Source organism: Gilliamella sp. LMG 34361 (assembly GCF_984569075.1).
In genome coordinates this window covers 25,436-41,350 of sequence record NZ_OZ474903.1, presented here as the reverse complement: position 1 = coordinate 41,350, position 15,915 = coordinate 25,436, and the positions used below count along the sequence as shown (strand labels likewise).

The 15,915-nt window shown below is 35.9% G+C and carries 16 protein-coding genes; 6 read left to right on the top strand and 10 right to left on the bottom strand.

The window, feature by feature from the left end; all coding sequences use genetic code 11:
- Positions 1-13 precede the first annotated feature (13 nt).
- From agaV to AC5LXI_RS00165, 6 genes are all read right to left on the bottom strand, one after another.
- The gene (agaV, locus tag AC5LXI_RS00190; RefSeq protein ID WP_493443015.1) at positions 14-502 is read right to left on the bottom strand and encodes a PTS N-acetylgalactosamine transporter subunit IIB; all 489 of its coding nucleotides are present in this window, start codon (positions 500-502) and stop codon (positions 14-16) included.
- 43 nt (positions 503-545) lie between these two features.
- Positions 546-1,709, bottom strand: coding sequence for an SIS domain-containing protein (locus tag AC5LXI_RS00185; RefSeq protein ID WP_493443014.1), 1,164 nt, complete (start codon positions 1,707-1,709; stop codon positions 546-548).
- Between the two features lie 38 nt (positions 1,710-1,747).
- Positions 1,748-2,530, bottom strand: coding sequence for a transcriptional repressor AgaR (agaR, locus tag AC5LXI_RS00180; RefSeq protein ID WP_493443013.1), 783 nt, complete (start codon positions 2,528-2,530; stop codon positions 1,748-1,750).
- Between the two features lie 399 nt (positions 2,531-2,929).
- Positions 2,930-4,090 (bottom strand): ABC transporter permease, encoded by a 1,161-nt coding sequence (locus tag AC5LXI_RS00175; RefSeq protein WP_493443012.1) that lies wholly within the window; start codon positions 4,088-4,090, stop codon positions 2,930-2,932.
- Entirely contained in the window at positions 4,087-5,229 is a 1,143-nt protein-coding gene (locus tag AC5LXI_RS00170; protein ID WP_493443011.1) for an HlyD family secretion protein, read from the bottom strand. The genes AC5LXI_RS00175 and AC5LXI_RS00170 overlap by 4 nt, the downstream gene beginning before the upstream one ends.
- Positions 5,230-5,287: 58 nt before the next feature.
- Positions 5,288-5,785 carry a MarR family winged helix-turn-helix transcriptional regulator gene (locus tag AC5LXI_RS00165; RefSeq protein WP_493443010.1) on the bottom strand — a complete coding sequence of 166 codons (498 nt, stop codon included), beginning with the start codon at positions 5,783-5,785 and terminating at the stop codon, positions 5,288-5,290.
- A gap of 280 nt (positions 5,786-6,065) precedes the next feature.
- On the opposite strand from AC5LXI_RS00165, the gene nirB reads away from it, so the two are divergent.
- From nirB to cysG, 4 genes are all read left to right on the top strand, one after another.
- On the top strand, positions 6,066-8,588 hold the full coding sequence (gene nirB / locus AC5LXI_RS00160; RefSeq protein ID WP_493443009.1) for a nitrite reductase large subunit NirB: 2,523 nt from the start codon (positions 6,066-6,068) through the stop codon (positions 8,586-8,588).
- A 3-nt stretch (positions 8,589-8,591) separates the two neighbouring features.
- The gene (gene nirD, locus AC5LXI_RS00155) at positions 8,592-8,924 is read left to right on the top strand and encodes a nitrite reductase small subunit NirD (RefSeq protein ID WP_493443008.1); all 333 of its coding nucleotides are present in this window, start codon (positions 8,592-8,594) and stop codon (positions 8,922-8,924) included.
- Between the two features lie 18 nt (positions 8,925-8,942).
- Positions 8,943-9,710, top strand: a complete 768-nt coding sequence (nirC, locus tag AC5LXI_RS00150; protein ID WP_493443007.1) for a nitrite transporter NirC — start codon at positions 8,943-8,945, stop codon at positions 9,708-9,710.
- A gap of 119 nt (positions 9,711-9,829) precedes the next feature.
- The gene (cysG, locus tag AC5LXI_RS00145) at positions 9,830-11,203 is read left to right on the top strand and encodes a siroheme synthase CysG (protein WP_493443006.1); all 1,374 of its coding nucleotides are present in this window, start codon (positions 9,830-9,832) and stop codon (positions 11,201-11,203) included.
- A gap of 157 nt (positions 11,204-11,360) precedes the next feature.
- Here the strand turns inward: cysG and AC5LXI_RS00140 are convergent, their stop codons facing one another.
- The 4 genes from AC5LXI_RS00140 to narX all read right to left on the bottom strand — a co-directional run bounded on the left by AC5LXI_RS00140 (position 11,361) and on the right by narX (position 15,029).
- Positions 11,361-11,747: a DUF4272 domain-containing protein gene (locus AC5LXI_RS00140; protein ID WP_493443005.1), complete on the bottom strand. Its 387-nt coding sequence runs from the start codon at positions 11,745-11,747 to the stop codon at positions 11,361-11,363.
- Between the two features lie 187 nt (positions 11,748-11,934).
- Complete coding sequence (locus AC5LXI_RS00135) at positions 11,935-12,348, bottom strand: hypothetical protein (RefSeq protein ID WP_493443004.1); 414 nt, start codon at positions 12,346-12,348, stop codon at positions 11,935-11,937.
- A gap of 215 nt (positions 12,349-12,563) precedes the next feature.
- Complete coding sequence (gene narL / locus AC5LXI_RS00130) at positions 12,564-13,217, bottom strand: two-component system response regulator NarL (RefSeq protein ID WP_034883720.1); 654 nt, start codon at positions 13,215-13,217, stop codon at positions 12,564-12,566.
- A gap of 3 nt (positions 13,218-13,220) precedes the next feature.
- Positions 13,221-15,029 (bottom strand): nitrate/nitrite two-component system sensor histidine kinase NarX, encoded by a 1,809-nt coding sequence (gene narX / locus AC5LXI_RS00125; RefSeq protein WP_493443003.1) that lies wholly within the window; start codon positions 15,027-15,029, stop codon positions 13,221-13,223.
- Positions 15,030-15,261: 232 nt separating this feature from the next.
- Here narX and rplU point away from each other — a divergent pair, with 232 nt between their 5' ends.
- Both rplU and rpmA read left to right on the top strand, forming a co-directional pair.
- Positions 15,262-15,570, top strand: coding sequence for a 50S ribosomal protein L21 (gene rplU, locus AC5LXI_RS00120; RefSeq protein WP_034883717.1), 309 nt, complete (start codon positions 15,262-15,264; stop codon positions 15,568-15,570).
- 15 nt (positions 15,571-15,585) lie between these two features.
- Positions 15,586-15,846, top strand: coding sequence for a 50S ribosomal protein L27 (rpmA, locus tag AC5LXI_RS00115; protein ID WP_034883716.1), 261 nt, complete (start codon positions 15,586-15,588; stop codon positions 15,844-15,846).
- Positions 15,847-15,915: the final 69 nt, after the last annotated feature.

Here is a 15,915-nt window from a genome sequence, read left to right as displayed (position 1 = left end):
ATGCTCCCTCGAGTTAAGATAGATTGATTAAATCCGTTATTTTTTCACCAGCTTCATCAGGTACTCGGCGGATCTCACAAGTTATGCCTAATTGTTCAAGTTCTTTAAATGCTGCAATATCTGATTCATCAACTGAAACGGTTTTATGAATTTGTTTTTTACCCTCGGAAAAATGCATATTACCAACATTGACAAATTTGATTGGTACACCACCTTTAACGAGGGTTAATACATCTTGTGGTGTTTTACAGACAATAAAAATTTTTTGTCTTTCTGATGCTTTGCCAATAATATCGATGGTTTTTTGTAAGGTAAAATAACGAGTTTGAATCCCTTCGGCGATAACCATATCCATTAGATTTTGTTGTACGGGATCTTGCGAAGCACTGTCATTGGCGACTAATAATAGGTTCGCACCAAGTGCATTAACCCAAGTTACGCCAACTTGACCATGAACTAAACGATTATCAATACGTGTCATAAGAATATTAGGCGTGCTCATATGTTTTACATCCTTCTTTTTGTGATAATGGGATACTTTAAATTTAATTAAATGGATAAATAGTAACGCCTTTAACCACTCGGTTAACTTCACCTGTTGGGCAAGGATTATCCGGTGTTAAACCATTACTTAATGATTTCTCGAATGCGAGCATCTGGGCAAAAACCAGATATGGAAAGATGAGCCAGCAATCGGCTAAATTACTATTTAATGCAAGGATATTTTGTTTATTGCCACTATTTTTTCCACTGAGTGCAAACACATCTGTTGCAATATGGTCATGAACTAATTCATCAAACAAATCAGTATCATATTGATGGATATAATGATCGTTAGAGAAGAAACAGACAACTAAGCTTTGTGAATTAATCATGAATTTAGGACCGTGGCGTAGCCCTAAAATAGAATCGAATCGAGAGGCTATTTTACCCGCTGTTAATTCAAGAATTTTTAATGCAGACTCTTGGGCAATACCAGTAAAACAGCTACTACCAACATAGATAACTCTTTGATGGTTTTTATGGGCTAATTGTTTGGTTATTTCTTGCCAGCTTGCTATTTTTTGTTCACAGATACTAGCAATTTCCATTATTGCCTCATGTGCGATCACTTGATCAATATTACCCAAAAGGAGTAATGCAGCCAGCATCATACTACTAATACTTGAGGTCATAGCAAAACCTAAATCATGAGCACCTTCTGGCATAACCAGTTGAAAAATACGGTTTGATGAATTGTTATTAGTTGCATAATCGCTTAAAGCACAGTTGGGATTACATATTAAAAATAAGTGATAACAATCAGAAATTAATTGATCGGCTAATTTAACTGCTGCCACACTTTCCGGACTATTACCTGAACGAGCAAATGACACCACTAACGTTTTTTTATTTGGTGTAAAATATTGTAGTGGGTCAGCAACAATTTCAGTTGTGCCATAGGCATAAACATTTCGATGAGTATGTTCTCTTAACCACGGGGCGAGAGCAACACCACCAAAAGCGGACGAGCCAGCTCCGGTTAAGATTATTTCTAAATTTGGGTCGGAAAGTAAGGGTTGTAAAAATGACTGTAATTGATTTTGTTGTTGAGCGATGATTTGCCATAAATTTCGCCAAATTTGCGGTTGTTGACAAATCTCTTTTGCCGTATGTTGAGCTTTGCGTTGCTCTAACCAATCTAATGAATAATTTAAATATTTTTGCATAAACTACATCCTTTTTTCGTTTCAATAAATCTATAAGTTTAAAAATCGACAATTACTACATTTATTCCTAATGTATGTAATTGCTCTAGATAATCTTTGGGAATTTTGCTGTCAGTGATTATTGTTTTAATCGGATTAACGTTTTCTATTGTGCAGAAACTTTTACGACCGAATTTTGTTGAGTCAGTCATTGCGATAATTTGCTCTGAAACTTGACACATTACCTTATTGACATTGGCTTCACCGAAGTTTGGTGTAGTAATACCAGCATTTAGATCAAAACCATCAACACCTAAAAAAAGCTTGTCAAAATGGTACATTCTTAATTGTTGTTCTACTGTAGGACCAGAAATAGAGTAAGCTTTTTTTCTGATGTTCCCACCAGCAATAATTACTTCTATGTCATTATTATTTGATAATTCATAGGCAATATTTACTGCGTTAGTAAAGACAATTAAGTTTTTTTTGTTACGTAAATAGGGAACCATAGCTGCTGTTGTCGATCCTGAATCGAGAATGATTCGGTTTCCATCATTAACCATTTCAGCTGCTCGCTGGGCAATTTTATTTTTAATGTTCGAATTGATACGGCTTTTGTCTAATAATGGCTTATCTAAAGCAAAGGATTTATTTAACATTGCGCCACCATAACAGCGCAATATACAACCTTTTTCTTCAAGGTGTCTTAAATCGTTTCGGATGGTAACGCTTGATACTTTAAATAATTTACTTAATTTGTTAACTGATACGGTATTCTCTGTATCAAGTAAATGAATAATTTTTTCTCTACGTTGTAAAGTGTTGATTATTTCTTTATTCATTTTCTGCCACTCATTTGACTTTTGTTTCTTTATTAAATTTAAACATAGATAAGAGATCGAAAAATGATAGATAGGTCACAAAATTGGTTAGGTAAGAAAAAATTGAAATATTATTTCCATTTAAAATAAAACGAAAGCTTTCAATGTGAAAGATAAGCAGTAAAAAGAATATTAATGTTATTATTCAAATTTTTAACTTAAAAGAGAAATCATATAAAAGAAAGATAACTAAACAATAAAAAAATATCCGCTTTCACTGTTTAGAGTGATCTATGTCACAAATTTGTAAATTTCATTGATTATAAGATTGTTAATCGAAAATTATAATTAAGAGAATACAGCGTTTGATACTGATATTGAAACACCGATTGGTGTTTCAATAATTTATGAGGTTATTATTTATTCTGACTGGCTATTTTTAATTCGATTAACAAATAGCATTACGATAAATGCAATAACGGTTAAATAGATAATAAAGATCCCATATGTTGATAGCATATCTACAAATGAACGCCCCCGTATACCGATATCTCGGAAGAAGCGAAATAGCCAAACTAATGGAAAGGCGTGGCTGGCATAAAATGCCCAAATTGGCATAATGCCTACCGCCATGGTTGAGCCCCCCATAATAAATCCTGGAGGAACAAGGAAAATCATTCTGCTGGCCCCTTCACCTGGATGATGGGTATTCCAAGATAATAGGAAACCCAACCAACCAAAAGCAAGTCCTGTCATAAATACGCTTGGCACGAAAGTGAAGTAGTTACCATCAAAGCGTAATTGTCCAAATAAAACCAGTATTGCGGTAATTAAGGTTAAAGCTGTGGTATAAAATAGAGCATAAGGCACCGTTCTAGCTAATAGCGGTAGGAAACCTCGCTCTATTACTGTATTCCACATACCCATAGTTTTTAATCGACCAATGATCATCAATGAGGTTAATCCATACGTTAATGACGAAAAAAAGTAAACGAAATAGATAATAGTGGATATTGTTGATGAACTAGACGGATTAAACATAGTTCTTGTTTTTAATTGCATTGGTGATAGGGTTGCTTCGGTTGCTTCTCTTCCAAGTCCTAATGCCGCAACTTTACCAACGCTCAGCTCTGCACCTGATTCAGGGATAATTTCATTAAGGCTTTGCATTACTTTGGCATTTTGTGCGTCGTTTGAATCATCAGCAAAATAACCCAATTTAACAGATTGATCACCTTTCTTTAAAGATTTTTCCAGTCCTTTGGGAATATATAGCACGCCTAAATTACGATCGTGCGAAACTAAGGTAATTGGATTAACTGGTGAACGAATCACTTCTGTTATTTCGATAAATGGTGAGGTATTCACCTTGCTGATTAATTCAGTTGAATAATTAGAACCATCAAGATCAATAACCGCGATCTTTCCTTCGAAAACCGAACCATGGCTTAGTACTATTGAAAACACAAGCGATACGATAGCGGCTAAACCCAAGCACACTTTATAATAAGGGATGAAGTGGCCTGATAACATAGCATCAAGCTCTTCAAGCATAGATTTAATGATGTTTTGTCGCATCATTGATCAACCTCAATTGTCATACCAGTTAATAGATGTGGGATAGATTCAACATAAATTCTGACTTGGTAAGATGTTAAATCAGCTTGCCCTCGTTCACGTGTCATGCGTAAGTCAGCAAATGAAGGCGCAGCTGTAGCAAATCGAACTGTACCTTTTACGGTTTCGTCCAGAGCAATAACATTAGCTTTTACTTTTGTACCCGGTTGATAATCATTAACCATTTTTTCATTAACATAGATATCAACATATTTACGATCGGTTTCTAACAGTACTGCAGGTGCACCAGCTGGAACCATTTCTCCATCTTCAAACATGAGTTTTAACACTTTGCCATCTTCGGGTGCAACTAAGGTAAGCCGACTGTAGTTTACTTTTAGTTGTTTTAAATCTGCTTCGGCTTGTGCTAGTTGAGCACGAATTTGAGCAAGCTGATTTTGGCGATTTTGCAGTTTTTGTCTAGCAATTGTGATGGACTGCAATGTCATACCTGTCGCATTTCTAGTTTGTTCAAACTGCGCGATTTGTTCAGGTGTTGCTCCAATCATCAATGTTGAAAGTTGACTTTCAATTTGTACGACGAGCATTTTGGAACTAATGTAGGCATTACGGGCTGCATCAAGTTGTGATTGTGAGGTTCCACCAGTTTTTCTTAATTGAGTATGGCGTTGAAATTCAGTATTAGCTAAATCCCGAGAAGAGATTGCTGCTTCTAAATTAGCTTTGACTTCTTCTATTTTGCGCCATGTAGATAATTCATTGAGATTCGTTTCATTTTCAGTGATTTCAATAGCCGCTTGTTCTTGTTTAACGGCGGCGGTTTGACTATCAACTAGCGCTTGTAAACGATCTATTGATAGCTGAGTATCAACGTCTTCAAGTTGCATTAGTGGATCACCTTTTTTGACAAATTGTGATTCTTGAACAAAGCGTTTAACAACTTTGCCGCCTACATTTTGGAAGGCAACATTGATTTCATCAGCAGTTAATACCCCTGATTTGATACTTTTAGCCACAGTTACCGCATCGTTTCTTGAACCAAGACAAATTAACGTTGATCCAACTAAAAGTAGTAACAAGAATATAGCAGGAATTTTAATGTTTTTGGGTAAATTTGAAATTAAGTTTAGTTTATTTTTCATTTATTTAGTCAGCTAAGTATATGGTTAAAACACTATGATGATTGGTGATTAATGGCAATTATTTGCGCAATAGCTTGCGTAACATTGCAATTAAGGATTCCTGCTCTTGTGGATTTAAAACCTGAGCAAAAGCACGAATCGATTTTAAGTGATTAGGTAATGCTTTTTGGATAAGCGTTACACCGGTTGCGGTAAGCGTGATTAGTCGAGAACGGCCATCTTCTCCACTTTTGGTCATGGATATCAAGGGATCTGGTGCGGCTAACATTCGTTTTACCATTACCGAAACGGTTGCAGGCGTCACCCCCACTCTCAATGCTAGCTCGCTAGCGCAGGTTTCACCTTCACTATACAGTGACATGAGTAACGCAAATTTTCCTTCTGATACATCATAATCTTTTGCCAGTTGCGCATAGATATTTGATCGAATTAAATCGGCGGTGGTGATTAAACTTAAGACCAGATCAACGCCTGAAACCTCGATAATTTCATCATTAAATCTTTGCGCTTTTGCTAAAGTTTCGCGTGAAGGAAGTATTCTTGAATTGTAGTTCAATTGTTATTACCTAATTTATTTAGTCGGCTAATTATACTAGTTTAACCCTAATTGGCAATCTTTTTTTATTAGGGATTTGAGATGTTTATCACACTAATCTACTAATATATTTTTGATATCAAAATGGTAAAAATGGATAACTTATTGTTTTCAAAATTATAATTTTGACTACCACTAAAGTGGTAATTCTTGAGGGTAATTATATTCTGTTTAAAGTTCCTTAAAATATCAAATAGATAAAAATTAACTAATTGAATTAAAAATATATTTGGAGCTTTTTATGAGTAAAACCAATCTCGTCATTATTGGCAATGGGATGGTTGGACATCGTTTTGTCGAAGAAATTATCGATAAAATGCAGGCAGATAAGTTCAACATCACTATTTTTTGCCAAGAACCAAGAGTTGCTTACGATCGTGTTCATCTCTCTTCCTATTTCTCAGGCCATAGCGCAGAAGCATTATCTTTAGTTCGAGAAGGTTTATATCAAGAAAATGATATAAATATCTTACTTAATGAGCCGGTTACTTTAATTAACCGACAATGTAAAGAAGTGCATTCACAAACAGGGCGTATAGTTCCTTATGATAAGTTGATTATTGCAACTGGATCTTATCCATGGGTACCACCAATTAAAGGTGCCGATGGTGCGAATTGTTTTGTTTATCGTACTATTGAAGATCTTGATGCTATTCGTGATTGTGCTAGCAATTGTAAAACCGGCGCTGTTGTTGGTGGTGGGTTGCTAGGGCTGGAAGCTGCCGGAGCGCTTAAGAATTTAGGTATTGAGACGCATGTTGTTGAATTTGCACCAGTACTCATGGCGGAACAACTTGATGCGATGGGCGGTGAGCAATTACGTCGAAAAATTGAGGCGATGGGGGTTGGTGTTCATACCAGTAAAAATACCCAAGAAATTATTCATACTCCATCAGGTAAAATTATGCAATTTGCTGATGGTTCATCACTTAAAATTGATTTTATTGTTTTTTCTACCGGTATTCGACCTAGCGATCAATTAGCTAAAGCATGTGAGCTCGATATTGGCCCGCGTGGCGGGATTGTTGTTAATGATTATTGCCAAACATCCGATCCGGATATTTATGCTATTGGCGAATGCGCTTGTTGGCAAGGTAAAGTTTATGGCCTTGTAGCCCCAGGATACAAAATGGCACAGGTCGCTTTAGCCCATTTGAGCGGCGAAAATGCTAAATTTGAAGGCGCTGATATGAGCGCTAAACTTAAATTATTGGGCGTCGATGTTGGCAGTATTGGTGATGCCAAAGCGAAGACGCTCGGTTGCCGGAGTTATGTTTACTTAGACGAAAATATTCCGGTCTATAAAAAATTAGTGGTTTCAAATGATAATAGTAAATTGCTTGGCGCTGTCTTGGTCGGTGATACATCAGACTATAGTAATTTATTACAATTAATGCTTAATAATATGGATTTGCCAGAACATCCAGATAGCTTAATTTTACCTTCTCACGCCGGCGCTAAACCTGCATTAGGCGCGGATGCATTACCGGATAGCGCACAAATTTGTTCTTGTTTTGATGTGACGAAAGCGAAAATTGTTCAGGCTATTCATGCTGGTTGTCATACTGTCGCTGCAATTAAAGCTGAAACCAAAGCGGGAACTGGCTGTGGTGGTTGTATTCCGTTAGTAACACAAATCATCAATTTGGAGTTAGCGAAACAAGGTATCGAAGTAAGCCATGCGCTTTGTGAGCATTTTAACTATTCTCGCCAAGAACTTTTTCATTTAGTTCGTGTAGAAGGATTAACATCTTTTGATGAAGTGATAAAAAAACATGGTACCGGTTATGGCTGTGAAGTTTGTAAACCAACAGTCGGTTCCATATTAGCGTCATGTTGGAATAATTATATTCTTAAACCTGATCTTGTGCCGTTACAAGATAGTAATGATATTTTTTTAGGTAATATCCAAAAAAATGGTACTTATTCAGTTATTCCGCGTAGTGCTGGTGGAGAAATTACCCCTGAAGGTTTAATTGCCATAGGACAAATTGCTAGGAAATACAATCTGTATTCGAAAATTACCGGGTCTCAACGGATTGGTTTATTTGGTGCGCAAAAAGACGATCTTCCGGCGATTTGGAAAGAGCTAATAGCCGCTGGTTTTGAAAGTGGTCATGCCTATGCGAAGGCGTTACGTATGGCTAAAACGTGTGTGGGTAGTACTTGGTGCCGTTTTGGTGTTGGCGATAGTGTTGGTTTTGGCGTTGAATTAGAAAATCGTTATAAAGGTATTCGAGCACCTCATAAATTTAAACTGGGTGTTTCAGGTTGTACTCGGGAGTGTGCGGAGGCACAAGGTAAAGATATTGGTGTTATTGCTACCGAAAAAGGTTGGAATCTCTATGTTTGTGGTAATGGTGGTATGAAGCCTCGTCATGCTGATTTACTTGCTGCGGATTTAGATAAAGAGACGCTTATACGTTATTTGGATCGTTTTATCATGTTCTATATTCGCACTGCTGATAAATTACAACGAACTTCCGTTTGGTTTGAGAATCTTGAAGGAGGAATCGATTATTTACGTAGCGTGATTATTGATGACAAGTTAGGTATTAATGCCGAACTAGAAAAAGAGATGACACGGATTCGCAAATTAGTTGTCTGTGAATGGAAAGAAACCGTGGATACCCCTGAAGCACAAATCCGTTTTGCCCATTTTGTTAATAGTTCTAAACGTGATGATAATATTCAATTTGTGCCTGAGCGCGATCAACATCGCCCCGCTACTTTTGAAGAACGTCAAGCTATGTTAGGAGAATAGATCATGAGCCAATGGATTACTATTTGTAAATTACAAGATATTTTACCTGAAACAGGAATATGTGCGCTAATCGGCAAAGAACATGTTGCAGTTTTTCGTCCCTACAATACCAATGAGCTTTATGCCATTAGTAATATTGACCCTTTTGCTAATGCTAGCGTTCTTTCTCGAGGTATTATTGCTGAACATGAAAATGAGTTGTGGGTAGCTAGTCCTTTGAAAAAACAACGTTTTCGTTTGAAGGATGGTTATTGCCTTGAAAATGAAAATTATTCTGTTGCTCATTATGAGGTCGAAGTAGATAACGAAGATTTTGTACAAATAAAATCTAATTAATTACTTAAGGAATAGAAAATGTATACAGAAACAATTAACAAATGTGCGGCTAATGCTGCACGTATCGTTCGACTAGCTAAAACCAACCCAATTGGATTTTGGTTAAGTTCTGCAATGGCAGGAGCTTACGTTGGTTTAGGAATTATATTAATTTTTACACTAGGTAATTTGCTTGATCCATCGGTTAGACCTTTAGTTATGGGGGCAACCTTTGGTATAGCATTAACTTTAGTTGTGATTGCCGGCTCGGAGTTATTTACTGGCCATACCATGTTTTTAACTTTTGGCGTTCAGGCAAAAAAAATTACCCATTGCCAAATGTGGTGTGTATTACCACAAACATGGTTAGGCAATTTGCTGGGATCAATTTTTGTCGCTGCGCTATTTTATTGGGGGGCTAGTCCATTATTGACAACTGATACTTCTCTGGTGCATGCCGCGGCATTAGCAAAAACATCTGCACCGGCAACGGCACTATTTTTCCGTGGAATTTTATGTAATTGGTTAGTTTGTTTGGCTATTTGGATGGCAAATCGAGTTGAAGGTACGGCCAAATTTATTGCCATCTGGTGGTGCCTACTGGCATTTATTGCTTGTGGTTATGAACATAGTGTCGCTAATATGACGTTATTCTCACTCTCTTGGTTTGGCAATCATCCTGATGCCTACACGTTAGGCGGAATCGGTCATAACTTATTATGGGTTTCATTAGGTAATTTGGTGTCAGGAGCACTATTTATGGGCTTAGGATATTGGTTTTCAACACCTAAGGCAGAGCGACCTTAATTAGTATAGAATAGGATTTTAATTGCGCAAATTGCTGGTTTTTAATCGTTGTTGGATTGCTAACCGAAAATTTTTTTAGTTCAATAAGATATTAATATAAATGGTTGTTTTAAAAGTCTATGGATTATTTACCTTTATTTTGTAAATTAGAAAACCGTGATTGCTTGTTAGTTGGCGGTGGAGAAATAGCCGAGCGTAAAGCTCGGTTATTACTTGAGGCAGGCGCAAAGTTAACGGTTAATGCACTCGAATTTACTCAGCAGTTTCTCTGTTGGCAGAAACAAAAGCAACTAGTTTTAGTGCAAAGTGAATTTATTACCCAACTGCTTGATAATAAATGGTTAGTTATTGCTGCAACCGATTGCCCGCAAACCAATCAACAAGTCAGCACAGAATCAGAAAAGCGTCGGATATTTTGTAATGTTGTCGATTCACCTAAAGGCGCTAGTTTTATTATGCCGTCTATTATTGATCGTTCACCTATAATGGTTGCGATATCTTCCGAAGGTCATGCTCCCGTATTAGCACGATTATTACGCGAAAAATTAGAGGCGATATTGCCACAAAATATTGGCAAATTAGCCAAATATGCAGGTTATTTACGTAATAAAGTAAAAGCAACTTACCAAAGTATGACTGAACGGCGACGATTTTGGGAAAAGCTATTTAGCCATGATAGATTAGCGCAAGCTGTAGCTAATAATGATTCAGAAAATGTTGAAAGACTAACTAATCAATTATTTGCAGAGCCGGTTGATTATCGCGGTGAAGTGGTTTTGGTTGGTGCCGGTCCTGGTGATCCGGGATTATTGACATTAAAAGGTCTGCAACAAATTCAACAAGCCGATATTATTGTTTACGACCGATTAGTATCCAATGAAATAATGAATCTTGCTCGGCGAGATGCTCAACGCATTTTTGTTGGTAAACGCCCCGGTTTTCACTGCGTTCCCCAAGAACAAATTAACCAAATATTATTAGAGCAAGCGCAAAAAGGGTTGCGAGTAGTCAGACTGAAAGGTGGTGATCCCTTTATTTTTGGTCGGGGAGGAGAGGAGCTGGAAACATTATTCAATGCGAATATTATTTTTTCAGTAATACCAGGAATTACCGCAGCTTCAGGATGCTCAGCCTATAGTGGTATACCGTTAACTCATCGTGATTATGCGCATAGTGTTCGTTTAATTACCGGTCATTTGAAAGATGGTACTCAGCTAGATTGGCATAGCTTAGCGGCAGAAAAACAGACACTGGTTTTTTATATGGGATTATCACAAGCAGAAAATATTAAAGTAAATTTAATTAAACACGGTATGAATGGTGATACGCCGGTTGCTATTGTTGAAGAGGGCACCACAACCAAGCAAAAAGTTATCGATGGTTTATTATCCGAGCTTGGTGAGCTAGCTTTACAAGCTTATAGCCCGAGTTTAATTATTGTTGGTCCGGTGGTGGCATTACGAGAAAAACTCAACTGGTTTTCTCACAATTAGCATCAATTGGCAAGAAAAGGATAAGGTAAACAATTCTTTATTTTCTTGCCTTTTGTAATCAAGCAACTTGCCTAAATAATATTGTTAAAAAGTCTTTTATAACAATATGTACTTTGCATTATTTATCAAAAATCTAGGTTGGAGTATCGACATCATCTCAATCAGCATTTTCAAAATTCGTTAGCCAATTTAAAGCATATTGTCTTTCTTGAATGACGCCTTCCATTATTTCTATCAGCAATGATTTATTGTTAAGACGATAATCTCTTGCTAACCAATGTAAGTGGTATTTTAAATCTAATGCATCTAGCAGTTCACTCGTTGGTCTTAAGGTAGATAGTTCGGGATTACTATTTTCTACACCGGTTTCAACTAATGAAGATACATCACAAAAGGTGTCGGCAAAAGGTAATGTTGATTGCCAATTTAGTGACCATTGTAGTGGTAATAAGGCTTCATAGCGCCAACTTATATTCATAACATCTTGCGGTTGAGGATCGTGAATAAAATCATGTTCAATATTTGATAAAGCAGCAAAACCCAACGGACAACGCGTTTTGAATTTTTCAGGATCTAATCGGGCACTTTCTCGAAAGCTTTAGGCTTGAATGTCGGTTAACATTAGTGCCAAGGTACGTTTTATTACTTCGTCAGGGGAGGCTAAGTATCACTTCAGATTCAGCAACAACAGGCGGTAAACTTGTAAGTGGCTGTAATCCTAACGTTGCTAACTACTTCTCTGTTTTTGTTTTACGTTGTAATGCTACAGATGGATAAGGCATTTTAATACTGATATCAAATTTCCCATTTGGATCTTGTAAAACGTCTATGTTAGGATTGCGTATCGTACCGTCGGGCATAAATAAAATGACATTAGCTTGCTCAGCCCAAATCGTTAGTTCATCAAATTGATTTCCTTCTATCTCAAACGTAAACTGATGATTAGTTTTTTGGATATGTCGATACAGTTCATAACGACGTGAGTTCATTTCACCATCACCTGCTTGCATAATATAGCCAATAAAACCATTAAGGTGAACTGTAAAATTTAGTGAGTTCAATCCACGCTGATTTAATTTTTTACAACTAAAATTAATTGCTATTGGATTTGTGAGTGTAGAGTAAGCATTGACTAATAGAGACATTTACAACTTCCTCCTATTTTTAATTTTTTGTTCTTAATTTTGTTTAATAAATCAATTCAATTGATTTAAATGATTATAAATATTGTTTTTCAATTGAATCAAGTAAAAGAAAACGGTTTTTATGGAAGATTTTTAATGATTAGGATTAGATATTCTATCCAATTAAAAGCGTAAGCTGATATATGATATAAATAGGCATTAATACATTGCCAAGGTTATTCTTTACTCTGCAAATACCATACCGTCATTTCCATACGTGACTTAAAGTTTAGCTTTTTAAAAATACTTTTTATATGAACTTTAACCGTGCTTTCGACAATATCTAACTCTTTAGCGATTAATTTATTGGATAATCCTTGGACTAATAAATTAAATATTTCATGTTCTCTTGGGGTAAGTAAATTAATATCATGGCTCTGATTGGTAGTCGAGCCACCACCATGACGCATATAATCAAGAATAATATGTGAAATTGCTTCATCCATGATGATTTTACCTTCCGAAATATCTTTTAATGCTTTAAGAAGATTTTCAGGCTCCATATCTTTTAACAAATAGCCATCAGCCCCAGTTTTGAGCGCGGTAACGATATCTTCCTTGGCATCAGATACGGTAAACATAATGATTCGTGCAGAAATATTCTTTTCTCGTAAATAACGTAAAATTTCTAAACCACTGACATCGTTCATATTGATATCTAACAAAATAATGTCAGGGTCAAGCGTTTGTGCAAGCTTAACGCCTTCTATACCAGAGCCAGTTTCGCCAATAACTTCAAAATCATTGATGGTGTTAATTAGCTGTTTTACCCCATTTCTTAACATGGGATGATCATCAATAAGCAATATTGAACTTTTAATATTTTCCATTTGTTACTCTTCTATCCTTTTAACTGGGATCATTGTCGTTGCTTTAAACGTTACTAAAATTTCGGTACCCAAATTAGGTTTACTATTAATGGTTAAATTGCCATTTAATATTTCAACTCTATCACGCATAATGATTAATCCATAATGATTATCTTGATTAGTATTATTTTGTAGACCAACTCCATTATCTTTTATGCTGACAGTAATAATTTGATTCTCATCAATAGTTAAACTTATTTTAACTTGTGTGGCATTGGCATGTTTATAAATATTATTTAGAGATTCGCGAACACACTGCAATAGATGGAATGCATATTTGCTATTAATAAGATTAAGCGGTAATTGATATTCAGTTTGTATGGTAAATTTTAATTTTTGATTAAATTCTTCGATCAATTCCATTAAGCTAGCATAAAAACCGGTCTGGTTAAGACGTAAACGAAAAGAGGTTATTAATTCTCTTAATTGAGAATAGGTAATATTAACCTCTTTACGCATCGTCGCTAGCAAATCAATACTTGTGTGTGAGGTTAAATCGGGTTGCATCTGTAGGCAGCTAAGGTGAATTTTTAAACAGGAAAGCGATTGTGCTATCGAGTCATGTAACTCTCTTGCCATGGCTGAACGCTCTTTCATTAATAGATATTGTTTTTGTTGTTCTATTTGTCTATCAAGCATGAGTGCCGTTGTCATTTGCTCAACTAAGGCGGTAATTAAATTTTCTTGTTCTGCACTCAGATGCATTTTTGAGGGTTGTACAGCGAATAAAATACCAAATTTCTCTCCTTTTTCCTGAAGATACCAATAACGCTGAAATCCATTTTCTTGATAGGATTTTGCTGGAATAAGACAAGCATTACATTCTGAATTTTGGCAATAAGGGAGTTTTTGTTGGTTGGCATAACTGATTTGCTGATAATGTTCAATATTATCTGACTCATAAAAACGAATTTGGAACTGTGTTAATGGCACTAATTCTTCAAGTTTACGCAGTATTATTAAAAAGCGTTCACACAAGGGATCCGATGTATGTAGCTGTTTGATAGCTTGATACTGAAACGACAAAATTTTATTGATTTGTTGTAATTCGGCGGTTTTTTCTGTGACGCGTTCTTCTAGTAATTGGTACTGTAATTCAATCTGTTCAGCCATTTTATTGAAGGCTTGTCCCAATAGATCAAATTCGTTTTTTTTAGTTTTTTTACTGTTGAATCGTTGGCTAAAGTTATGTTGAGAAATCGATTCTGCCATATTAATTAATTTGCGCCATGGTGCAAGAAGATAGCGACGTAAATAGTAAGTTTGCACAAGAAGAAATAGTGCAATGAGAATGATAAAAACAAGTTGTAATTGCGAAATATAATGGATTTGATTTTCTGTTTTTTGATCTATTTGATGAACTAATTTATCGGTCTGAGCAACAAAATCATCAATTTCATTTTTTATTTCATATATATTACTTGCTTGTTTAATTTTCGGGGCAATAGCTGTAACCCACAAAGACTGTAATTGGTTAAACTCAACAATTAAATGGTAACGTTCAAATAATTTTAATTGCTTAGAAGATGGCATATCATTAAAAATATTAAGTTGGTTATAGTGCTGTTTTTCAATGGGGATCATTGATAAAAGTTGATAACTTTTCATTCTGATCAAGCCTAATTGATTTATCATATAAGCGCTACCTTTGGTCTCATTCGCGACTTGTATTGATAAAGACAAAGCCAATAACGCTATAGCACCTAAAAAAAACATTAAAAGTGTTAAACGATTAATAATGGATGCACTGTAGCAAAATTTTCTTTTTAACATATTGGTACTCAATATTTTGCTATTAAATATTGTTTAAATAAATAATAATTTAGGTCTATTGTAACGTGAAAATTGCTAGCCTAAGATCTTTTTTATGACTTTTTGCGATCTTTTATTAAACAGCGCTTGCAACAAGCATAAATTTTGCGTAAAATTCACGCCCTATAAGATTAATCAATGCAGACATATATGTTAAATCAGGAATCGTCTGCTATTTATTGCGGAGTTAAGTATGTACGCAGTTTTCCAAAGTGGTGGTAAACAACACCGAGTTAGCGAAGGACAAGTCGTTCGCTTGGAAAAAATTGAAGTCGAAACAGGTGCAGAAGTTGTTTTCGATAAAGTTTTAATGGTAGCAAATGGTGAAGACATCAAAGTTGGTGCTCCGTTTGTTGAAGGTGCAACAATTAAAGCAGAAATTGTTGAGCACGGTCGTGGTGAGAAAGTGAAAATTGTTAAATTCCGTCGTCGTAAACACTATCGTAAACAACAAGGTCACCGTCAGTGGTTCACTGATGTGAAGATCACTGCAATCGCTTAATAGGAGTATCGAACAATGGCACATAAGAAGGCTGGTGGTTCATCACGTAATGGTCGTGATTCCCAGAGTAAACGTTTAGGTGTTAAACGTTATGGTTCTCAAGAAGTTCTTGCGGGTAACATTTTAGTTCGTCAACGTGGAACTCAATTCCACCCAGGCACTAACGTAGGTTGTGGTCGTGATCATACCCTATTTGCTTTAGTTGATGGACAAGTTAAGTTCGAAGTTAAAGGACCTAAAAACCGCCGTTATGTTAGTGTAGTTGCTAACAGCTAATAAACTAGCGGTTCATAAGTTATAGAAGCCTCACAGTTATTGTGGGGCTTTTTTCATTTCTTGAAAGTT